The sequence below is a fragment of the Pontiella agarivorans genome (genome assembly GCF_034531395.1).
Classification (GTDB): domain Bacteria; phylum Verrucomicrobiota; class Kiritimatiellia; order Kiritimatiellales; family Pontiellaceae; genus Pontiella; species Pontiella agarivorans.
Genome location: NZ_JARVCO010000010.1, coordinates 1,144,421 through 1,166,103 on the forward strand (window position 1 = coordinate 1,144,421; position 21,683 = coordinate 1,166,103).

21 protein-coding genes are annotated in these 21,683 nt (G+C 53.3%); 15 read left to right on the plus strand and 6 right to left on the minus strand.

The features are described from left to right. Position 1 precedes the first annotated feature (1 nt). From P9H32_RS12240 to P9H32_RS12250, 3 genes are read right to left on the minus strand one after another with little or no spacing between them, the layout of a single operon-like run. On the minus strand, positions 2-589 hold the full coding sequence (locus P9H32_RS12240) for a hypothetical protein (RefSeq protein ID WP_322609183.1): 588 nt from the start codon (positions 587-589) through the stop codon (positions 2-4). Then, positions 586-1,503: a dihydroorotate dehydrogenase gene (locus P9H32_RS12245; RefSeq protein WP_322609184.1), complete on the minus strand. Its 918-nt coding sequence runs from the start codon at positions 1,501-1,503 to the stop codon at positions 586-588. Before P9H32_RS12245 ends, P9H32_RS12240 begins: the two co-directional genes overlap by 4 nt. Next, positions 1,496-2,281 carry a dihydroorotate dehydrogenase electron transfer subunit gene (locus P9H32_RS12250; protein ID WP_322609185.1) on the minus strand — a complete coding sequence of 262 codons (786 nt, stop codon included), beginning with the start codon at positions 2,279-2,281 and terminating at the stop codon, positions 1,496-1,498. Before P9H32_RS12250 ends, P9H32_RS12245 begins: the two co-directional genes overlap by 8 nt. Positions 2,282-2,501: 220 nt before the next feature. Here P9H32_RS12250 and P9H32_RS12255 point away from each other — a divergent pair, with 220 nt between their 5' ends. From P9H32_RS12255 to rpsT, 4 genes are all read left to right on the plus strand, one after another. Next, positions 2,502-5,849, plus strand: a complete 3,348-nt coding sequence (locus P9H32_RS12255; RefSeq protein WP_322609186.1) for an autotransporter family protein — start codon at positions 2,502-2,504, stop codon at positions 5,847-5,849. A gap of 126 nt (positions 5,850-5,975) precedes the next feature. Then, on the plus strand, positions 5,976-7,784 hold the full coding sequence (gene lepA / locus P9H32_RS12260) for a translation elongation factor 4 (RefSeq protein WP_322609187.1): 1,809 nt from the start codon (positions 5,976-5,978) through the stop codon (positions 7,782-7,784). 106 nt (positions 7,785-7,890) lie between these two features. Then, positions 7,891-9,012, plus strand: coding sequence for a signal peptidase I (lepB, locus tag P9H32_RS12265; protein ID WP_322609188.1), 1,122 nt, complete (start codon positions 7,891-7,893; stop codon positions 9,010-9,012). Between the two features lie 108 nt (positions 9,013-9,120). Further along, positions 9,121-9,384 carry a 30S ribosomal protein S20 gene (rpsT, locus tag P9H32_RS12270; RefSeq protein WP_322609189.1) on the plus strand — a complete coding sequence of 88 codons (264 nt, stop codon included), beginning with the start codon at positions 9,121-9,123 and terminating at the stop codon, positions 9,382-9,384. Positions 9,385-9,690: 306 nt separating this feature from the next. Here the strand turns inward: rpsT and lptE are convergent, their stop codons facing one another. Then, complete coding sequence (lptE, locus tag P9H32_RS12275; protein WP_322609190.1) at positions 9,691-10,209, minus strand: LPS assembly lipoprotein LptE; 519 nt, start codon at positions 10,207-10,209, stop codon at positions 9,691-9,693. Positions 10,210-10,331: 122 nt separating this feature from the next. Between lptE and P9H32_RS12280 the strand changes: the two genes are divergently transcribed. The 3 genes from P9H32_RS12280 to P9H32_RS12290 are packed head-to-tail and all read left to right on the plus strand — an operon-like array spanning position 10,332 to position 13,022. Further along, a complete protein-coding gene (locus P9H32_RS12280) occupies positions 10,332-11,909 on the plus strand; it encodes an NAD(P)-dependent oxidoreductase (protein ID WP_322609191.1) in 1,578 nt (525 codons plus the stop codon). Positions 11,910-11,922: 13 nt separating this feature from the next. Further along, the gene (locus tag P9H32_RS12285; protein WP_322609192.1) at positions 11,923-12,507 is read left to right on the plus strand and encodes a chromate transporter; all 585 of its coding nucleotides are present in this window, start codon (positions 11,923-11,925) and stop codon (positions 12,505-12,507) included. 2 nt (positions 12,508-12,509) lie between these two features. Next, the gene (locus tag P9H32_RS12290) at positions 12,510-13,022 is read left to right on the plus strand and encodes a chromate transporter (RefSeq protein ID WP_322609316.1); all 513 of its coding nucleotides are present in this window, start codon (positions 12,510-12,512) and stop codon (positions 13,020-13,022) included. Between the two features lie 37 nt (positions 13,023-13,059). On the opposite strand, the gene P9H32_RS12295 is transcribed toward P9H32_RS12290, so the two are convergent. Beyond that, positions 13,060-13,539 carry a GGDEF domain-containing protein gene (locus P9H32_RS12295; RefSeq protein ID WP_322609193.1) on the minus strand — a complete coding sequence of 160 codons (480 nt, stop codon included), beginning with the start codon at positions 13,537-13,539 and terminating at the stop codon, positions 13,060-13,062. Continuing rightward, positions 13,539-14,189, minus strand: a complete 651-nt coding sequence (locus P9H32_RS12300) for an ElyC/SanA/YdcF family protein (RefSeq protein ID WP_322609194.1) — start codon at positions 14,187-14,189, stop codon at positions 13,539-13,541. The genes P9H32_RS12295 and P9H32_RS12300 overlap by 1 nt, the downstream gene beginning before the upstream one ends. 135 nt (positions 14,190-14,324) lie before the next feature. On the opposite strand from P9H32_RS12300, the gene rplM reads away from it, so the two are divergent. The 8 genes from rplM (at position 14,325) to lysA (ending at position 21,673) form a co-directional block, all read left to right on the plus strand. After that, positions 14,325-14,759, plus strand: a complete 435-nt coding sequence (rplM, locus tag P9H32_RS12305) for a 50S ribosomal protein L13 (RefSeq protein WP_322609195.1) — start codon at positions 14,325-14,327, stop codon at positions 14,757-14,759. 15 nt (positions 14,760-14,774) lie between these two features. Next, positions 14,775-15,173, plus strand: a complete 399-nt coding sequence (gene rpsI / locus P9H32_RS12310; protein WP_322609196.1) for a 30S ribosomal protein S9 — start codon at positions 14,775-14,777, stop codon at positions 15,171-15,173. A gap of 117 nt (positions 15,174-15,290) precedes the next feature. Further along, positions 15,291-16,472: a bifunctional glutamate N-acetyltransferase/amino-acid acetyltransferase ArgJ gene (argJ, locus tag P9H32_RS12315; RefSeq protein ID WP_322609197.1), complete on the plus strand. Its 1,182-nt coding sequence runs from the start codon at positions 15,291-15,293 to the stop codon at positions 16,470-16,472. Between the two features lie 33 nt (positions 16,473-16,505). Further along, complete coding sequence (gene argB / locus P9H32_RS12320; protein ID WP_322609198.1) at positions 16,506-17,375, plus strand: acetylglutamate kinase; 870 nt, start codon at positions 16,506-16,508, stop codon at positions 17,373-17,375. Between the two features lie 4 nt (positions 17,376-17,379). Beyond that, positions 17,380-18,621: an aspartate aminotransferase family protein gene (locus P9H32_RS12325; RefSeq protein WP_322609199.1), complete on the plus strand. Its 1,242-nt coding sequence runs from the start codon at positions 17,380-17,382 to the stop codon at positions 18,619-18,621. Positions 18,622-18,643: 22 nt separating this feature from the next. Further along, positions 18,644-19,000 (plus strand): DUF3127 domain-containing protein, encoded by a 357-nt coding sequence (locus tag P9H32_RS12330; RefSeq protein ID WP_322609200.1) that lies wholly within the window; start codon positions 18,644-18,646, stop codon positions 18,998-19,000. A 79-nt stretch (positions 19,001-19,079) separates the two neighbouring features. Beyond that, on the plus strand, positions 19,080-20,282 hold the full coding sequence (locus P9H32_RS12335; RefSeq protein ID WP_322609201.1) for an argininosuccinate synthase: 1,203 nt from the start codon (positions 19,080-19,082) through the stop codon (positions 20,280-20,282). A 125-nt stretch (positions 20,283-20,407) separates the two neighbouring features. Next, complete coding sequence (gene lysA / locus P9H32_RS12340; RefSeq protein ID WP_322609202.1) at positions 20,408-21,673, plus strand: diaminopimelate decarboxylase; 1,266 nt, start codon at positions 20,408-20,410, stop codon at positions 21,671-21,673. Positions 21,674-21,683 lie beyond the last annotated feature (10 nt).

The window sequence follows — 21,683 nt, forward strand, 5'->3', positions numbered from 1 at the left end:
GTCATTTTTCCTGATTGTAAGCCGCCAGTTTACCATCATAGGTATCCAGCAGAATGAGAATATCAGTCGGATTTTCAGAGAGGCATGCCAGTAGAATATTGTCGGTCAGCGCAAACGTCAGGTGCAGGCCGGCGGCAAGTTCGGGAGCATCGAACTCCCAGACCGGCCATACTGCATGCTTGCCGAGAAACTGAAGTTTTCCGCCTTCGGCCGCCTCGAGTTTCCAGCGCAGCCACGGACTGCGCCAGCCCACCCAGCTTGCTGCTGCCCAGGTTTTCTGCCGGCCGGCGCTGCGGAAGGGTAAATCCGCCACTGCAATTTCAGATGCCGTCGCCAGCCTTTTCCACTCGTTGGACTCCGCAATGGCGCGCAGCGAATTTCCGCTGCCCAATGCACTGTCGATCTGTCCGCAGACCGGACTGTTCAGCAGTTCGGTGAGGTTTTCGGCTTTGAAAACAAATGTGGCCTCCTGCGGAATGGCCTGTTGCACGGCATCCGGATAGAACGGCTGGGTAAACGAATAGGCCAATACGGCTCCCACAAAAAGAGCGCCCAGAAATAACGTTAGAATGAATTTAACTTTTGTCATACCTTCACTGTGCCGACGATGTCGTATACTGAAGCGTGACCTTTTGCGGTCAAATAATGTTCAATACCGCTGATGACGCGGTCGACGGTGGTTGGGTCTACAAAGTTGGCAGTGCCCACGGCCACGGCGGTTGCACCGGCAATCAGGAATTCGATGGCATCTTCGGGCTCGAAAATTCCACCCATTCCAATGATGGGAATACTGCAGTTTTGCGCGGCATCAAAAACGAGTTTGATGGCAATCGGTTTGATCGGCGGACCGCTGAGTCCACCAAATTTGTTGGCCAGCTCGGGTTCGAGTGTGTCGATGTTGATGGCCATGGCCGGCATGGTGTTCATGATGGCGATGGCATCCGCGCCGGCATTTTCGGCCGCTTTGGCAAAACTTCCAATGTTTGGAACATTGGGCGCAAGTTTCGGAATAATCGGTTTTTCAGTTTTTGCGCGGACGAGTTCGATCACTTTTGAAAAGGTGGAAACATCCGTGCCGAAGGCGGAGCCGCCCTCTTTGACGTTGGGGCAGGAGAGATTGATTTCGTAGGCATCAATGCCCTCTTCGGCATCCAGCAGGTCGACAATGCGCCCGTAGTCCTCCATGACTTTGCCCCAGATGTTGACAATTACAGGGGTGTTGAACTGGTTCAGAAAGGGAATATATTTTTGAATAAATCCTTTTGCGCCGGGGCCGGGAAGACCGATGGCGTTGAGCATGCCGCCACGGGTTTCGAAGGTGCGCGGGGTTTGATTGCCCACATGTTCTTCCGGGCAGATGCCTTTAACGGTGATGGCTCCGAGGCGGTTGAGGTCGACGAGGTCGGCATATTCGGGGCCGTAACCGAATGTGCCCGATGCAACCGTCACCGGGTTCTTCATGGTCATGGAACCGATTTTAATTTCAAGATTCGGCTTACTCATCCCACAGCACCTCGCGTGATTCATAGATCGGTCCGTCTTTGCAGCAACGCGACCATTCCCAGTCTTTTGGGGTATCTGTTTTCCGTTTAATGACGCAGGTGAGGCAGGCGCCGACGCCGCAGGCCATGTGGCGGTCGATCGAGAGCCAGGCGGTGAAATCGTGCGCAATGGCGCGGTCGCCGATCGCTTTGAGCATCGGGTTGGGACCGCAGCAGAAGACTTCCAGAGATTGGAAATCCTGTTTTTTCGCCCAGGGATCGAAGGCGTCGGTAACCAGACCTTGCGTGCCGAGCGATCCATCGTCGGTGGTGGGGCGTACGTCCCAGCCGAGTTCTTCAAATTCTTTAACGAGCAGAATGTCGATGGCGGAGCGGCCTCCGAAGAAGGCGATGCCTTTTTTCTTCATCCGCTGGGCGAGAATATAAAGCGCGGCGTTGCCGTAGCCGCCGGCGACGAGCACCGGCGTTTTTGAAGCGTCCGGTTCCGGATAGCCGTTGCCGAGGGGGCCGATAATATTGACGGTGTCACCGACCTGGATGTTGGCCATGGCTTCGGTGCCGCGTCCGACGGCTTTATAAAGAACGGCCACGCCGGAGGCATCGGCCTGATAGATGCTGAAAGGGCGGCGCAGGATCCGTTCGCCCAGGTTCGGGACCTGAAGGCCGAGAAACTGTCCCGGTTTGACTTGCGGGCCGGTAACCGGTGCGGCCAGCCGGAGAATGCGGTATTCGCCCTGAAAATTGTCGTGTTCAATTACGTTGGTGAGTTCATGTTTCATATAGGCGCGGGATAATGAGGGTTTCGCCGGAGCGGGTCAAACCTTTCCAAGGTCTGGAAGTGCACCCGGGGAAGAAGGTATTACAGGTAAATATTCTTCTTAGTAACTTTAGAAAGAGTGGGGTATGTTTTCTGCTTGTAAATTAGGTTTTCAAATGGAGCTCATTTCGGCAGGTTGGAGCTGTTTTGCGATTTGTTTATCGAGATAAATAGGGGATTTTATGAAAATGAAAGTTTTGTTTGCGGGTGTGCTGGTCCTGTCCGTCGCTGTAAGGGCGCAGATCGATGTGAAAGACGGGGAACATAAAATTCTCAAAACCAGTAATGATCTGGGGGCGGCTGCAGTAACGGTTGGTGAGGCCACTTCAGATAACTCGTTGACGGTTGCTGATAAAGTTGCGCTGTCGGCAGGTGCAGCCTACATCGGTCGGGAATCGTCGGTCTCGAATAATCTGCTGACGCTGGAGTCGGCTTCGGCGATGGATGTCAGCGGAATGATATATATTGGCGAGGAGGGGGTTGGCAACGGACTCTGGATTCAGGAGGGATCGTATCTGGAAGCAGCTAATGCCGTGGTCGGATTTTCGGATTCTGCGGACAATAATGCGGTGCGGGTTGATGCCGGTGTATTCGGTGTTTACGGAGATATGGTGATCGGCGATGGGGGATCGGGCAACAGCCTTGTGGTGACCAACGGAGGAACGGTCAGTGCAAATAATTTTCTGATCGGTGCGCAGGAAGGGGCAGAGAATAACTGGGTTGAGGTGAACGGCAGCGGGCTGAGTGCCGGGGGACTGCTGGCCATCGGTTATGGCGGCTCTTCGAACCGAATGGATATCCTGAATGGAGCTGAAGTTTCGGCGGTGACCGGCTATGTCGGCTATGCGGAAGCGGCGAACAGCAATCTGTTGGTGGTGGCCGATGCGGAGCTGGAGGTCGAAACGTTGATTGTGGGTGCAGCCAGTAACCATATGAATGTCGTGGAGGTTAATGACGGCGGTGAGGTTACTCTGGATGAACTGATCATTGTCGGAACGAACAATTTTGAACTGAACGATGGCGGAACGCTGAATGTTCAGGCTGATTTTAATGCAATGACGAACGGGTTTGTGTGGAACGCGGGCGGCGGTTTGAATGTTTATGGAGCATTATCGGGGGTTACCGGGCTGGAAAGCAACCGGATCCTCGGGGTGCACGGCACATGGAATGAAGCCGGTATGGTTGCGGTCGGTGCATCGAGCTCGGGGAGCCGGCTGAGTATTTCCGGGGACGCACGTATCGGGACTCTGGAAGTGGGAACAGGTTCCAATGCGGTGGATAATGCGGTCACGGTTTCTGGAAGCGGGTCGCAATTGATGGCGGATTCGCTCGTGCTGGGCCATGTGTCGAATTCCAATAACAGTGTGCTGGTGCGTAATGGAGGTAAGGTGGTGCTGAATGCCGCCGATGGTCTGACGATTGCCGGTGATAATACCTTTACGTTTGAAAATGGAGGCTGGCTGGTGGCCAGCAATGATTTTGCGGTTCCGGTCAATGGCTTTGTATTCGGCGAAGGGGGTACGTTTGAGGTGACCGGTGCGCTTTCGGGGATGACCAATGCGCTCGATGGCAGCAAGACCCTGCTGTTGAGCGGAGGCTCCTGGAATGTCGGTGCTGATGCGCTGACTCTCGGTGCAACAAATGGCGGAACGGTGCTGCAGGTTGCGGATGGCGGGACGCTGACTTCGACCGAAGCAAGTCTGGGAGAGACCGGTGATGGCAGCATATTGCTGGTTGATGATGCCGTCTGGAATAATACCGGTGTTCTTTCGATCGGTGAAATGGGTTCAATGAATCAGTTGGTGGTCACCAACGGAGGTTCTGTATTTACGGGCGATCTGGAACTTGGGAATCAGGGCGATCATAACCTGGTACGGGTAAGTGGAGGATCGTTCGCGGTTTCCGGAGATGCTGTTGTTGGGGGAACGGGGCAGGGGAACCTGTTGCTGCTGGAAGGGAGTGCTGATTATACCGGTGATAATGATCTGACCGTTCTTGGTTCCGGAAATGCCGTTCGCGTTTCTGATTCGGCCCGGCTTGATGTGGCTCAGACCCTGTCGGTGTCAGGCGGTGCGAAGCTGCAGGTTGAAGATGATGCTGCGGTAGTGGCGGGATCGTACATGCAGGATGCTGATTCCGTGCTGGAGTTTGATCGTATGACGGCAGCGTCGCCGGTGATTGAGGTGGCAAACGCAGATTTTGAAACAAATGCAACGATCCGGTTTACCGGTCTGGCAAGCGATGTTGCAGTTGGTGTGACCAATTCCCGGCAGATTGTCAATGCATCGTCTTCATTGGTGATCGGCGGGGGGAGTGACCCCTCTGTTTTGAATGTCGAAGCTGAGAATGGGCTGTTCAATATTGATATGTCAGTGGTCGGAAATGATCTGTTTATGGAGCTGGTCCGGCAGAGTCTGGCTGTGAGTGCCGGTTTTGATACGAATTCCCAAATGTATGCAGTCTCCGGCGAAATTGATGATCTTGCTTCCGGCGGAGATCAGCATGCTGTTAATCAGCTTCAGGTGCTGGGGGGGATGAGCGGCGCACAGCAGAATGCGCAGCTGACGCAGCTGTATGATCGCGGTGCACCGACGTATATGCATATGGAAGGCCTTTTTGAGGCGATGCGGCAGGTGCAGAACCGTGGCATTGTTCCGGATTCCTATTGGCCGGTGGGGACTTATGGGCCGCATTTCCCGGGCGAACAGGCTCAGTTCTGGTTCAAAGGTTTCGGTAGTTGGGGGCAGCAGGACGACGACGGTTCCTTTTCCGGATATGACCAGTCTGTCTATGGCGTGGTTGTCGGATATGATAAAGCTTTTGGGGATCTGCTTGTCGGTTTGGCCGGTGGCTATTCCATGTCGGATATTGATCAGGATGACGGCGATGAAAGTGAATCCGATATGGGCTACGGTATTCTGTACGGCTCCTACGGTTCGAAAGCCTGGTTTGCCGATGCGAGCTTGGCCTATGGCATGGGATCGGTGGAAAACAACAGTGGAACGGACTTTGATTCTGAAGCGGATTTTGATGCCAGTCAGTTCGGGTTTTATCTCGGCGGCGGCAAGGAGCTGGTTTATCGGCAGGATACTGTTTTTGTGACTCCGACACTGGGGCTGTCCGGCGGTAACTGGATGCAGGATGGTTATAAAGAAAAGTCTTCCGGTTCGGTGGTGAAAAAAGTCGATGATTACAATCGTTGGAATTTCAAGTCGGAGCTGGGTGTTGAAACGGTATTCCGGAAAGAGTTGCGTAACTCGGTACTGATGCCGGAGGTGCATGTGAAATGGTTGCATGAATTCAACAGCGATGAGGAAAATCTGGGCTACACACTTGACGGTGGAACGGGGAGTTATTCGTTTGGTATGGTTTCACCGGCTTCGGATCTGTTTGAGCTTGGTGCGGCTCTTTCGCTCTGGACGGAAAATAAACGGGGCACAGTTTATGAATATGCCATTGGTTTGGATGGCCGTTTCGGTTCCGGTTATATGGCGAACATCCTCAATGCCCGTGTAAATATCGAATTCTGATTTTGGAGGGGCGGGGTGCATACCCCGGCTTCCAAGGTTTGGAAATTGACCTGAGGGCAGGGCTCGGGTAGCTTGTGCGATCAATTTTTGTGAGCCCGTGAGGCCTGGAACCTTTTGCACAAGTTTATGAACGACCTTAGTTTAATTCGGAATTTCTCGATTATCGCCCACATCGACCACGGAAAGTCGACGCTGGCTGACCGTATGCTGGAGCTGACTCAAACGGTTGAGCAACGTAAAATGAAGGAGCAGTTGCTCGACTCCATGGATCTGGAGCGGGAACGCGGCATTACGATCAAGGCTCATCCGGTGACGATGAAATATACGGCAAAGGATGGGAAAACCTATACCTTCAATCTGATCGATACCCCCGGACACGTGGATTTTTCCTATGAAGTTTCGCGCAGTCTGCAGGCGTGTGAAGGCGCGATTCTGGTGGTGGATGCTGCGCAGGGTGTGGAAGCGCAGACTGTTTCGAACACCTATCTGGCATCCGACAACGAACTCGAAATTCTTCCGGTACTCAATAAAATCGAGATGCCCAATGCGGATATCGATGAGGTTTCGCAGCAGATTGAAGATATTCTGGCCATTGATGCCACCGAGGCATTGCAGATCAGTGCCAAAAAAGGGATCGGCATTGAAGCGGTACTGGAGGCTGTGGTGGAGCGTTTTCCGCCGCCGATACCGGCTGCGGATAAGCTGACGCGCGCACTTGTTTTTGATTCTAAATATGATGCGTTCCGTGGCGTGGTGGTATATATGCGCCTCTTTTCCGGGGCCTTGAAGGCCGGCGATAAAGTCCGGGTGATGAGCACCGGTACAGACTATGAAATCAAGGAAGTCGGCGTATTCACGCCGGAGATGGAAAAGTGCAAAATTCTCGAAGAGGGGGCTGTGGGCTATGTGATTGCCAATATGAAGGATGCCTCGGAAATCCAGATTGGCGATACGCTTACACGGGCAAAGAATCCGGCCGAAGATCCGTTGCCCGGTTTTAAAGAAATCCATCCGATGGTTTTTTCGGGCATTTATCCGGTGGAAACTTCGGATTATGAAAAGCTCGGGGCGAGCATGGACAAGCTGCGCTTGAACGATGCATCGTTTACTTTCCAGGCGGAATCCTCCATCGCGCTCGGTTTCGGCTTCCGGTGTGGTTTCCTCGGTCTGCTACATATGGAAATCATCATGGAGCGCCTGCGGCGTGAGTTTAACCTCGATATTATATCGTCTTATCCGAACGTGGAATACCGGGTGGTGCTGAAAAACGGTGAGGTCAAAGAGGTGGATAATCCGATGTATCTGCCGGATCCGTCGTTGATTGAGCATATTGAAGAGCCGATGATCAATGCGACGATTATCTGTCCGACGGATTATATGGGCGATATGATGGCGTTGATTATGGATAAACGCGGTCAGATTGTGAAAACCGATTCCATTGATGGAACGCGTGTGATGCTGACCTGCCACATGCCGCTGAATGAAGTACTGATTGATTTTTATGACAGGCTGAAGACCATTTCGCGCGGTTATGCGTCGATGGATTATGAATATGCCGACTATCAGGAGTCTGAACTGGTGCGGATGGATATCATGATTCACGGCGAGGTGGTGGATGCCTTTTCAAGTATTGTTCACCGCTCGAAGGCGGAATACCGCGGGCGGCAGATGTGTAAATCGTTGCTCGACGTTATTCCGCGTCAAGCCTTTGCGGTCGCGCTGCAGGCTGCTGTGAACGGCAAAGTGATTGCCCGTGAAACGATTCGTGCCTACCGAAAAGATGTGACGGCCAAATGTTACGGCGGCGATATTTCCCGAAAGCGCAAACTGCTCGAGCGCCAGAAGGAAGGGAAGAAAAAGCTGAAGGCTATCGGTAAGGTGAATATTCCGCAGGAGGCCTTTATTGCCGTTCTGAAAACCAATAATAACAAGTAGAGGTGATTCCCGCTAATGGTCGTTGATTTTCCCTGATTTGTTTCCATTGTGAAAAAATCAGAATTTGTTATTCAATGCGGGTTAGTGGGTTAGAACTGAGGTTCCAATGATTGGATATTTTGCAAAACGCAAGCTGAAGAAGCAGCTGAAGGAATATCTGCATATGGCGCGGCATGCGCGTCACATGCGTGAGGATATTGCCGACCCGGCCGATCTGGCTGCATTGATTGAGGCCGAGGCCGTCGTGCTCGAGATACAAAAGACCGGCAAAGGCGATGTTGAACGCGCCGTCCAGACGCTGGAAGAAGCGGCGAACCGGGTTTATCCATTTGCCCGGAAAACTCCGATGATGGAGTGGACTGAAACGTTGATTGTGGCCCTCGGAGCCGCGATGGCAATCCGGGCATTTTTCTTTCAACCCTTTAAAATTCCGACGGGGTCGATGCAGCCGACGCTGAATGGCATTACGGTGGAACAGCAGGCTGAACCGGGGCTTTTTGATAATCCGCTGACAAAATTTCCTAAATGGCTGATCACCGGTACGTCGTATAAAGAGATTCGTGCTAAAGCCTCCGGGCGTTTCATGCAGCGGAATGTGCGGGGTGATCGCGATAAAATCATTATCACGATCGGAGGAAAGGAGCATAAATTTCCGAGCTATCTGCAGGAGGAGCTGCGTCGGCAGATTGCGGAGCGCAGTGCCCAGCAGCGGACCAGTGAGCCCTACTACAATGAAGGGGATGTCATTGTTGCGGCGAAAGTTATTGCCGGGGACCATATCCTGGTGAATAAAATGAAATATAACTGGATGAAGCCGGAGCGGGGTGACATTTCCGTGTTTTCCACGCGCCATCTGGATCATCCGCAGATCCGGAAGGATAATTTCTACATTAAGCGCATGGTTGGGCTGCCCGGCGAAAAAATCCAAATTCAGAACCATCGTCTGGTTGCTGACGGTGAGGTGGTGTCGGAACCGCCGATGTTTGAAACCATTGCCACCGATCCGAAATACAGCGGGGGGCACAGCACTACGCCGGGGTCCCGGTTGGAAACGGCCGATGATTTTATCCAGTTAGGTGAGGATGAATATCTGATGATGGGCGATAACACCAAGCCGAACATGAGTCTCGACGGCCGGTTTTTCGGTGGTGTTCCTCGTAATGATTTCCAGGGACCGGCCATTTTTGTCTACTGGCCCTTCCGTGATCATTGGGGTGTTGTGCGCTAACTGATAAAAATGAGGGATTTGCGGGTTGACTTCAAAATCCGCTTCGCTACTATCCCAACCTCTTTTCCCGAACTGCGGGAACGAATTTGTTAAAACGGAGTATTTGAAATGCCGAATCTTAAAAGTGCTAAAAAAAGAATGCGTCAGAACACGGTGCGCCGCGACCGCAATGTGCAGGTCCGTACCCGCATCAAAACGGCGCGCCGCAGCATGATGGAAGCATTGGAGGCCAAGGACGCAGAGGCAGGTACTGCCGCACTGAAATCCTACAGCTCCGTGCTCGATAAAGCGGCTAAAGCGGGAGTGATCAAAAAGAACACTGCAGTCCGCCGAAAAACCAATGCTGCAAACAACCTGCGTAAGATTGCTTAAGTAATCTTCCAGTGTTTGGAAAAGGCCCGCCTTGAGCGGGCTTTTTTTTTGGAAGAAACGTTCTCGGTTCCGGAAGCAGGTTTGCGAGCGGGCGGGTGTTGGCGCTGAATATCTGAAGTTGAGTGAGTAATGCCCTGTTTGATTACTTCTCGGTATATACTTCGTCGTCCAGGATCTCCGAAGTTTCACCTCGGAGGACCCAGGGAAACACGGAGGAAGGATTCTGTGTTCTCCGAGTTCTCCAGCGGAGCGGGTGGTAAAAATATACCCGTATGTTTTAGCAGGTGGTATAGCAGGCGAGGAGTGCTAGTTCCACGCTTCGATCAGGTCATCGAGCATAAATTTAGCAATTTCATCCGCTGCCGGGGGCAGAGCGTTGCGCTTTGAGGTGGTGAGATCGCTGGTGAATGAAAAGGTGGATTCACCGTAAGTTGCTGAGCTGGCGATCACTTCGCCGGTATCGGTGCTGCGCAACTCGGCCTTGCCGGTGATACGCAAGCGATAGAGGTCTGGTGTGGTGCGCTGGCCTTCTTCGGTTTTATAGGCGATGGGCTGTATGTTGTATTTGGTCAGCGTAATTTCCACGACGGCATCGGCCTGTTCAACCTGATTAACCAGTTTAATACGGCCGTCAAACTGAAGGCGGTTGCGCATGGCATGCGTTACCTGAGTTTCAATTGCGGGTTCGGAGGTGTTGTTGATGACCGGGGCCAGTGCTGCCGAATTGATTCCTGCGTGGGTTGTGCCGCCCAATTGGTAGCCCATGCAGCCGCTGAAAAGCAGGGTGCTGGTGAGGGTGCCGGTCAATAGTAGTCGTCTCTTCATAAATTCATCCAAATAAGGGGTGAAAACTGTGCCGGAAAAATGAAAATTGTCAAAGCTTGATTCCGGCGGGAAGCCTCCTTAGTGTCAGCCGCTCATTTTTCAAACCAAACCGAGAGGAAATAATGAAAAAGGTACTGATACCAACTAAGCTGAATGCGGTGGCCCGCGAAACCCTGGAAGCCCACGGCGGCTACAATGTTGTGCAGGATGAATCGTCAGACCTCCGTTCTCTCGCATCCGAACATTCCGATGCGCATGCTCTGATTGTGCGTTCCGAAAAAGTGACGGCGGAAATTATCGATGCCATGCCCTCTCTGAAAGTGGTTATCCGGGCCGGTGCCGGCTACAATACCATTGACACGCGTTATGCCCGCTCCAGAAATATTGATGTCATGAATACGCCGGGTGCCAATGCCAATGCGGTGGCTGAAGAGGTGATTGCATTGATGCTGGCCGATGCGCGCCACGTGATTCCTGCTGATGAATCCACCCGGTCAGGAAAATGGGAAAAGAAAAATTTTATGGGCAAAGAGATCACCGGAAAAACCGTGGGCATTGTCGGGTTCGGCGCCATCGGTCAGTTGGTGGCCAAACGACTTGCCGGTTTTGAAGTTAAGGTTCTGGCCTACGATCCCTTCCTTTCCGCTGAGCGTGCGCGTGATCTGGGGGCGACGTCTGCGGAGCTGACTGAGATTTTTGAAAAGTGCGACTACATCTCGCTTCATATGCCGGAAAATGATGAAACGCGCGGCATCATCAATAAAACACTGTTCGCCCGCATGAAAAACGGGGCTACAATCATCAATTGTGCACGCGCCGGTATTCTGAATGAAGACGATCTGCGTTCGCTGAAAGCCGACAAAGGGATCCGCTTCCTGAACGATGTGTATCCGAAGGATGAAGCTGGCGATAAGCCGATTGCCGATATTGCGGATATCATGCTTCCGCATCTGGGGGCCAGCACCGTTGAGGCAAACTGGAATGCCGCGCATCGTTCAGCTACCCAGCTGATGGGTTATGATGATAAAGGGATTGCCTCCTATGTCGTCAATCGTGATGTGCCGATGGGGCTCGATAAGGCCTATTCCGAGCTCGCTTTTGCCTTGGCGCATGCCTGCCGCGGAATTGCCGGCGGAAACAAGCAGATGAAGTTGATTGAAACCAGCTTCTACGGGGATCTTGCCAACTTTGGCGATTGGCTGCTGGTGCAGATTGTGGCGGCTCTTTCCGATGGATTCGACCGTTCGCTCGGTTTTGACGCGGCCTTGGACTATCTGAAGGAAATGGGAGTTGAATATTTCAATCGCGATGCTGATACCTCCAAAGGGTACGGAAATTCCATTACCGTGGATGTAACGACCTCTGTGGATGCTTCGCTTTTTCAGCGTATCAGTGTCCGCGGAACGGTGGCTGAAGGTAATATGATGATTTCGCGCATAAATGATTTCGATAAGCTCTATTTTGAGCCGATCGGAACCTGCGTCATCTTTATCTATAAAGACCGGCCGGGCGTCATCGGTCAGATCGGCCGGGCACTGGCGGATGCGGGGCTGAATATTTCTGACATGCGTAATCCGCATGATCCCTCCGGCGAAAATTCACTGGCGCTGATGCGCATCAGCGAAAAGGCCGACTGCGAAGTAATTGATAAGATTGCTGAGCAGATTGATGCACTCCATGCCTCCTGCATTACGTTCTAAACGAAAAAACAGCATGAAAAAAAAAGTTCCAGAGTTCGGAAACGCTGTGCGTCCCGGACTGCTGGAACTTTTTTTTGCCTTTCTTCGGATCAGTGCCGTAACGATTGGCGGCGGGTATGTGATGTTTCCGATGATGAAGGCCGAGCTGGCCGATGCCAAGGGGTGGGTTTCCGACGAAGAGATGGTGGATTATTATGCCCTTGGGCAATCGGTTCCGGGGATTATTGCAATGAATGTGTCCACGCTGATTGGTTTTCGGAAGCGTGGATGGGCCGGTGCAGCTTGTGCTGCGGCGGGCATGGCTGCGCCGTCGGTGGTGGTTATTCTGCTGGTTGCGGCCTTTCTTTCGCGCTGGTTTGATCATCCGTGGGTGCAGAGGGCGTTTTCCGGAATCCGTGCTGCGGTGGTGGCGTTGATTATTATGGCGGTCTGGCAGGTGGGTAAAAAGTCGGCGTCAAAACTTCCAGCCCTTGGAATTGCCGTCAGTTCTTTTGCTCTGATTGTTTTTGGAGGGCTGCATCCGGTGTTGCTGATGCTGTTTGGCGGAGTTCTGGGGAGTATCTTTTTTCGTAAAAATGTCGGTGGAGACGAATTGTGAGCATGCTGTTGGAGCTCTTTCATGCTTTTTTTGTAATCGGCTGTTTTTCTTTTGGCGGTGGTTACGCGATTCTCTCGTTCCTTCAGCAGGAAGTGGAGCGGCGCGGCTGGATGACCACGGAGCGCTTCGTGGATATGATTGCGATCTCGCAGAGTACGCCGGGGCCGATCGCCATCAATATGGCGACGTTTGTGGGGTATGAAACCGGCGGCATTCCCGGAGCGTTGGTGGCCTCGCTGGCGGTGGCGCTGCCCGGTATGATGCTGATGACCTGTTTTGCGCTCTGTTTTTTTCATTTCTATGAGCGGCGCGGTGTGCAGGCGGCGATGAAAGGGCTGCGTCCGGCAGTGGTGGGGCTCATTGCTGCTGCAGCGTGGCAGATCGGGCGTGTTGCGGTGGTGAACTGGGTTGCGGCGGGGATTACGGTTGCGGCACTGGTTCTGATAGCCAAATGGAAAGTCAGTCCGGTATGGCTGGTGATCGGCTCAGCGATTGCCGGGATTCTTTTGTTTTGAGCTCCGGGCATGCTGCGGTCAGCCCGGCGGTCTGACCCTACGGGTTATTTTTCCGCTGCATCAGATCCGCGTCGGCGTCTTGGACGAGATCGGCCGAGGGCAGGGAGGCGACGCCGGCGGTGACGCTGGGGTGGTTTTGTTTGGCTATGACACGCTCAACAAATTTCCAGGCATTGGAAGATCCGGTCTCAGGAAGGATTACGGCAAATTCATCGCCGCCGAAGCGACAGACGATGTCGGCGGCGCGAGCGGTCGAATTCAGAGTATCCGCGAAGGCTTTGAGTGCGGCGTCGCCGGCAGCGTGACCGGAAGTGTCGTTAATCTGCTTGAAACGGTCTATGTCGAAAAGGATGAGACTGAGTTCCCTGTTGTAGCGCTGCGCGGCGGAGAGGTGGTCGTTCAGTGTCTCTTCGAAGTAGCGCCGGTTGTACAGGCCGGTGAGCCAGTCACGGGTGGCCTGCTTTGTGAGGGCGAGGATGGTGAGCCACAGTAGAGGGTTGTTTTCAGAATGATTCATCAGGGGTGGAAAAACAGTTTAGCGTAGAGGTAAGCGATTGATTCACCGATGACTTCGCGGACTCCTTCGCTGCACTTGTACCAGTCTTCCGGTTCATAGGCTGAGGGGGGCAGGCAGGTGATGCCGACGTTGTATTCGATGCCGAGAGCTTTTTGGAAAAGCATGCGGCTGCGGCGCCCGTGGGCGCCGACAGAGATCAGGTGAAGGTCGGTTTGCGGAAGATTGTGGGCGATGAGCGCTTCTCGGAGGGCTTCGGCGGATCTGTAGGTCCGGTCTTTTTTTGCTGAATCAGCGATCGTAACGATTATCTGTTCTTCGGGGATTCCCATTTTGCGAAGTCGCTGAGCGGTCATTTCGGGGTAGGATTTAAATTGCTGAATGTAACTTCCGGTTTCAATCGGTACACCGGTGCAGACGATTTTCTCGTAATCACCGCATTTGAATAGTTTGACAGCGTCATTGAGGGCGAGGTCGTGAATCCAGCCTTCAACGACCATAAGTCCTTTTTGTGGCGGGGATTCGGGGGATAGAAAGGGATAGAGGTTGCTGAATGCAGCAAAACCCAGCGTGAGAATTGCAGTTGCAATTAGTAGCCAGCCAAGCCATGTTGGACGTCTTCGGGGCCGAATGCTGGTGAGTATGAGATGCATGCCGATTTATATAGCAGGTTTCCGGGCGGTGGAAAAACCGGAAACTTCTCACTTACAGGGGTTGACATGACCCGGGCCCTTCTATAACTTCCCCCACCTTGTGTTTTTACCGAACAACGCTAGAGGACTATTTAAATGAAAACTTTTATGCCCAAAGAGGCTGATGTTGTGCGCGACTGGTATGTTGTCGACGCTGCCGACAAACCGGCCGGCCGTCTGGCTGTAGTAATTGCCGACGCGCTGCGCGGTCGCGATAAGCCCACTTACACGCCGCATGTTGACACCGGCGCCTTTGTTGTTGTGGTTAATGCTGATAAAATCAAGCTGACCGGCAACAAAGAGAATAATAAAATCTATCAGGACTATTCTGGATATTCCAGCGGCCGTACCGAAACAAAGGCCAAAGATATCCGTGAGAAGAATCCGGAACGCATCATCACCCAGGCCGTTAAAGGCATGTTGCCGGCAAACCGGCAGTCCCGTCAGACGCTCAAGCGCCTGAAGGTCTATGCCGGCGGTGAGCATCCGCACGCGGCGCAACAGGTGAAAGAACTGGCCCTCAACTTCTAAGCAGGATAATTGATCATGGCAAAAGATACTCTGACATTGGCCGCAACCGGACGTCGCAAGACTTCTGTTGCACGTGTACGCATGACTGAGGGTTCCGGTAACATTATCGTTAACGGTCTCGAGTCTGATAAATATTTCAGTACGGCTCTCCAGCAGGAACTGCTCAAAAAGCCGTTCGAATGCGCTGGTGTGGCCGGCAAATACGACATTATCGCATCCGTTAAGGGTGGCGGGAAATCCGGTCAGTGCGACGCCGTGGTTCATGCGGCTTCCCGTGCACTGGCAGGTTCTGACGATGAGCTGAAGGCGGTACTGAAAAAGGCCGGTTTCCTTACTCGCGATTCCCGCATGAAAGAACGTAAAAAACCGGGTCAGCCGGGTGCGCGTAAACGCTTCCAGTTCTCCAAACGTTAATCGTTACGGACTGCGAACGACAAAAGCCTCCCGGAGCCGGGGGGCTTTTTTTGTTTTCCAACCTTCGGAAAATCATTTTAATCCGCCTTCCAATCTATGGAAGTAAAGGAACAGAACATGTATTCAGAAATCCATTTGCCGAAAGGCTTCAAGTGTGCAGGTATTGCCGCCGGGATTAAACCGGCGAGTGTAAAAGATATGGCATTGATCCTTTCGGAGCGGCCCGCCGCCTCGGCCGGTGTGTTTACGACCAATCAGGTTTGCGCAGCACCGGTCAAGGTGTGCAGGGCGCATCTTGCGCACGGTGTGGCACGGGCGATTGTGATGAACAGCGGGATTGCAAATGCATGCACCGGTTCTGAGGGGATGGTGGCCGCGAAGGATATGGCGGCCGAAGCCGCCAAGGTGATCAGCTGCGAACCGCAGGAAATATTTGTCTGTTCCACGGGAAAAATCGGTCCGCAGCTTCCGCTGGATAAAATTATTCAGGGCATTGGAACGCTGTTTGAATCGGCCTCGATCGGGAATGTGCAGAATACGGCCGAGGCCATGATGACGACGGATACGCGGCCGAAGGTTTCGGTGGCCGAAATCGTGATCGAGGATAAGCCGGTGAAAATCGTCGGTTTTGCGAAGGGCGCGGGCATGATTGAGCCGAATATGGCGACGATGCTTTCGTATATCACGACGGATGCCGCGGTGGAGCAGCATGCGCTGCAGGCTGCGCTGAAAAAATCGGTCGACGGCAGTTTTAACCGGATTTCAATCGATGGTGATCAGAGTACGAATGATACGGTGCTGGCGCTGGCCAACGGTGCGGCGGAAAACCGGCTGCTGGATGAGAATTCTCCCGAATGGAATGTGTTTTTCCAGGCCTTGGAAAAAGTATGTTTTGAGCTGGCGATGATGATTGTGCACGACGGCGAGGGCGCGGATAAATTTGTGACGGTGAAGGTGACGGGCGCGGCGTCAAACGACGATGCGGAGCTGGCGGCGCGGGCGGTGGCCAACTCTATGTTGAACAAAACAGCCTGGGCGGGTACGTACCCGGACTGGGGCCGGATAATGGATTCGGTCGGTTATTCGAAGGCGCAGGTGGTTGAAGAGCGGGTGGATATCTTTTACGACGACACGCAGGCGGTGGCCGGCGGGTGCCAGTCGGGTGTTGCACAAGAGGATTTGATTAAGGTGGTTTCGCAGAGCGATTTTGCTATAAACATCGATCTGCATCTTGGGGGCGGAGAAGCCGTGGTTTATACCTGTAATTGCACCGAGGAGTATGTGCGCATCAATTATTAAGTCCTGAATTCAAGGCACAGGAGAGAGTTTTAGATGGAACGATATATTGAAAAGGCCGCAGGACTGATTGAAGCGTTGCCGTTTATTCAGCAGTTTCGCGGTGAGACGGTGGTGGTGAAGCTGGGCGGAAGCATTATGGAGAGCGAAGAGGGTTATCGCCGCATTATGCAGGATATTGCCTTTATGGAATGCATCGGTATGCTTCCGGTAGTGGTGCACGGCGGAGGGAAAGCGATTTCCCGGGCGATGAAGGAAGCGAAGATTGCTCCGAACTTTGTGCAGGGGCTGCGCGTTACGGATGAGGCGACGATCCGGGTGGTTGAGCAGGTGCTGAATCGTGAGGTGAATCCGCATTTGGTCGATATTATTCAGCAATTTCATGGTAAAGCGCGCGGAATCCACGGTGAGGATATTATCCGTGTGGAAAAACTCTCCGGCACGAACGGGCACAAAGAGTCAGTTGACTGGGGCTATGTTGGGAAAGTAAACCATGTTGATGTTGAGCCGATTAAGGCGTATCTGAAATCTGACATTATTCCGGTGATTACGCCGTTGGGCAAAGGGCCGGCGGGCCGGCTGTTTAATATTAATGCAGATGATGCGGCCACGGCTGTGGCGGTGGCGTTGAAAGCACGGAAGTTGGTTTTTCTGACGGATGTTCCGGGGCTGCTGCTGGATCCGGAGGATAAATCATCAATTATTTCATCGTTGCACCTGGGTGAAGTGGATGAATTGATCGAGCGCGGCGTGATCGCCGGGGGAATGCTGCCGAAAATCAAAGGAATGGTCGGCGCGGTGAAATCGGGCATTCGGAAAGCCCATATTATTGATTCGTCCATGCCGCATTCGCTGTTGCTGGAATTATTCACGTCCGAGGGTGTGGGAACCGAAATTACGGAGTAGTAAAATGACTGCAGGGGAAATAGAACGTTTACAGAAAGACTACCTGATGCCCACTTATGCGCCAGGTCTGGCTTTGGTGGAGGGTGCAGGAGCCCATGTGTGGGATGCGGATGGGAATGAATATCTTGATTTTGTCTCGGGCATCGCCGTGACAAATATCGGGCACTGTCATCCGAAAATGATTCGTGCGGTGCAGGATCAGGTGGAAACGCTGGTTCATGTATCCAACCTTTTTTACAACGCAAAACAGCCGGTGCTGGCGAAAAAGCTGGCGGAGCGGTCCGGGCTGCCCGGCGCGAAGTGCTTTTTTTCCAATTCCGGGGCGGAATCCAATGAGGGGCTGATCAAGCTGGCTCGGCTCTGGGGATCCGAGCATGGGAAATATGAAATCATTACCATGCGGCAGTCGTTTCACGGCCGAACGTTGGCGACGCTGACGGCGACCGGGCAGGAAAAAGTGCAGACTGGATTCGGTCCATTGCCGCAGGGGTTTGTTTACGCCACGTTTAACGATATTGATTCGGTGGAAGAGGCCATTTCATCTAAAACCGCGGCGGTACTGGTGGAAGCACTTCAGGGTGAGGGCGGTGTGATTCCGGCCGATCAGGAATTTCTTTCCGACCTTCGGAAGCTCTGCGATGAGCGGGGCATTCTGTTGCTGTGCGATGAGGTGCAGTCCGGGATGGGCCGGACCGGTAAATGGTTCGGGTTCCAGAATTATGATGTGATTCCGGATGCCTTTTCGTTGGCCAAAGGTCTGGGCAACGGGGTTCCGATCGGAGCGATTGTGGCCGGTGAAAAACTGGCGGATATTTTTCAGCCGGGGCGTCACGCGACGACCTTCGGCGGCACGCCGCTGGCCTGCGCGGCGGCGCTCTCGGTGATCGAGGTGATCGAAGAAGAGGAGTTGCTGGCCAATACCCAGATGATGGGGGCTTATTTTGCGGAAGGGCTGTGCGAGCTCGCCATGAAATATAAAAAGTGGATTGCGGGCGTGCGCGGACTGGGCCTGCTGCTGGGGCTGGTGCTGGATGTTCCGGCGGCACCGCTGCAGAAAAAACTGCAGGAAAAAGGTATGCTTGCGATTGCCACTGCAGGTAATGTCCTGCGCTTATTGCCCCCGCTGAATGTGACGCAGGAGGAAATCGACCAGGCGCTGAAGCTGATCGGCGAAGCCTGTGCGGACCTGCATGACGAAATGGCTGAGCAATCGCCCAACCCCTGTGTGTGCGGCGAGGGCGAATAGAATTTGAATAAGGAGATAAGATATGGCGTATGAATTGACCGGTAAGGTGAAGGTGATCCTGGAGCCGAAAACCTTTGCGAGCGGATTCACGGTGCGTGAATTTGTGGTGACCGTGGAAGACGGAAAATATCCGCAGGATATTATTCTGCAGGTGGTACAGGAAAAAGTGAGCCTGCTGGATTCCATTCAGGTGGGAGAAGAAGTGACAGCTACGTTTGATGTCCGCGGCCGCGAATACAACGGGCGCTATTTCAACAATCTTCAGGCCTGGAAGATTGAGTCCGGTGCTGCGGCACCTGCGGCCGATGATAAGCCGCCGGTTTCGGATAAGGATGTTCCGGCCGACTTTGACGAATTTGAAGATGATATCCCGTTTTAGCAGCAGCGCTGCGTTGTAGATTGCGCCGGGCGGAATTCTGATTTCGGCGTTTGTTTTTTTGATACGAAAGGAAATGACAATGAAAGTCGTACTCGCATATTCCGGTGGTCTGGACACGACCGTACTGCTGACCTGGCTGCAGGAAAAATATAATGCTGAAGTAATCTGCTACTGTTCCAACGTGGGGCAGGAGGAAGAGCTGGACGGTCTCGAAGAGAAGGCCCTGAAACATGGCGCGGTGAAGTGCTATGTGGATGACGTGCAGGACGAATTTGCGGCCGAGTACATCTATCCGATGATGCAGGCCAATGCGATTTATGAAGGCACTTACCTGCTGGGCACCTCCATTGCCCGCCCGCTGATTGCCAAACGCATGATCGATATTGCCAACGCCGAAGGGGCCGAGGCCATCTGCCACGGCGCAACCGGTAAAGGCAACGATCAGGTCCGTTTCGAGCTCACGGCGTACGCGCTGAAACCTGATATCAAGGTGATAGCCCCGTGGCGCATGCCGGAGGATTTCCCGTTCGAAGGCCGTATGGACATGGTCAAATATCTCGAAGAGCGTGGCGTACCGACCACCGTTTCCGCGGCGAAGCCCTATTCGATGGATCGCAACATGCTGCACATCAGTTTTGAGGGCGGCATTCTGGAAGATCCGTGGAATGAGCCGGATGAGGACATGTGGTGCATGACGAAGCCGTTGAGCCAGGCGGCCGATGAAGCTGAATATGTTGAAATCAGTTTTGAAAAGGGGATCCCGGTTGCGGTCAACGGTGAAAAGCTGGGCGCTGCGGCCCTGCTGAAAAAGCTGAATGCGCTGGGCTGCGAGCACGCGGTCGGCCGCATTGATATTGTTGAAAACCGTTTCACCGGCATGAAGGACCGCGGTGTGTATGAAACCCCCGGCGGAACCATTCTGCAGGCGGCGCATCGTGCGCTGGAGTCTATCTGTATGGACCGTGAAGTGATGCATCTGCGCGACAGCTTTATCCCGAAATATGCCGAGCTGGTTTATAACGGTTTCTGGTTTGCGCCGGAGCGTGAAATGCTGCAGGCGGCGATTGTCCAGAGTCAGGAAACGGTGACGGGCGATGTCCGTGTGAAGCTCTACAAGGGCGGCGTTCATGTGTGCGGACGGAAATCTCCGTATTCGCTCTACAGCCCGGAACTCGTCAGCTTCGACGAAGCCGGCGGCTATGATCAGTCCGACGCGACCGGCTTTATTAAGCTGAATGCACTGCGTCTGCGCGTGCTGGCGACCATGAAAAAAGAGAGCTGATCAACACTTCCAGGCATTGGAGAGGGTTTTTCCAAGGTTTGGAAAAACCCTTTTTTGTGTCTTCCGGACATTGGAAATGATGCGTGTTCGTGTATAGTCCCGCCTTTGATTTTTAGGAGAAAAACATGGCTGAAAAAAAGATTCCCTTGAGTAAGGACGAGCTGGAGGCGCTGGCGGAACGTTTTCCGACCCCCTTCCATATTTATGATGAAAAAGGCATCCGTGAGAATGCCCGGCGCCTGAAGGCGGCGTTTGCCTGGAATGCGGGCTTCAAGGAATATTTTGCGGTTAAGGCGGCACCGAATCCGTACCTGATGAAAATCCTGAAGGCGGAAGGGTTCGGCTCGGACTGTTCGTCGATGGGGGAACTGCTGCTTTCGGACGAAGTCGGGATCAACGGTGAAGACATTATTTTCACTTCCAATGATACACCGGCATATGAATACAAAAAGGCGGCGGAGCTGAATGCCATTATCAATCTGGATGATATTTCGCATATCGACTATCTGGAAGAGCATGTGGGCCTGCCGGAACTGGTTTGCTGCCGTTACAACCCGGGGCCGCTGAAAGCCGGCAATGCAATTATCGGACATCCGGAAGAGGCGAAGTACGGATTCACCCGCGAGCAGCTTTTTGAAGGCTACCGGATCTTGCGCGACAAAGGTGTGAAGCGTTTCGGGCTGCATACGATGGTGGCGTCGAACGAGCTGGAAGTCAGCTATTTTATTGAAACGGCTCACATGCTGTTTGAGCTGGTGGGCGAACTGAGCCGTGAGCTGGGGATCGAATTTGAATTTGTGAATCTCGGCGGTGGAATCGGTATTCCGTACAAACCGGAGGAGGATGCGGTTGATCTGGAGGCGCTCGGCGAAGGCGTTAAAAAACTCTACGAGGAGCTGATCATCGGGCAGGGGCTGAAGGCTCTGGATATTCGCCTGGAGTGCGGACGTATGATTACCGGACCGTACGGTTATCTGGTTGGCCGCGTGCTGCATCGCAAGAGCACCTACAAGGAATATGTCGGGCTCGATGCCTGTATGGCGAACCTGATGCGGCCGGGCATGTACGGCGCTTATCATCATATTACCGTGGCCGGAAAAGAAGATGCGCCGGCGGATTTTGTCTGCGATGTGACAGGTTCGCTCTGCGAAAACAACGACAAGTTTTCCATCGACCGGGCAATCCCGGAGCCGGAGGTCGGCGATCTGGTGGTGATTCACGATGCCGGGGCCCACGGTCATTCGATGGGCTTTAACTATAACGCCAAACTGCGTTCCGCCGAGCTGCTGCTCCGCGAGAACGGAGAAGTGAAATTGATACGCAGGGCAGAAACATTAGATGATTACTTCGCGACGTTGGATTTTGATGCGCTCGTGGAGTTTAAGGCATAAGGCCAATAGG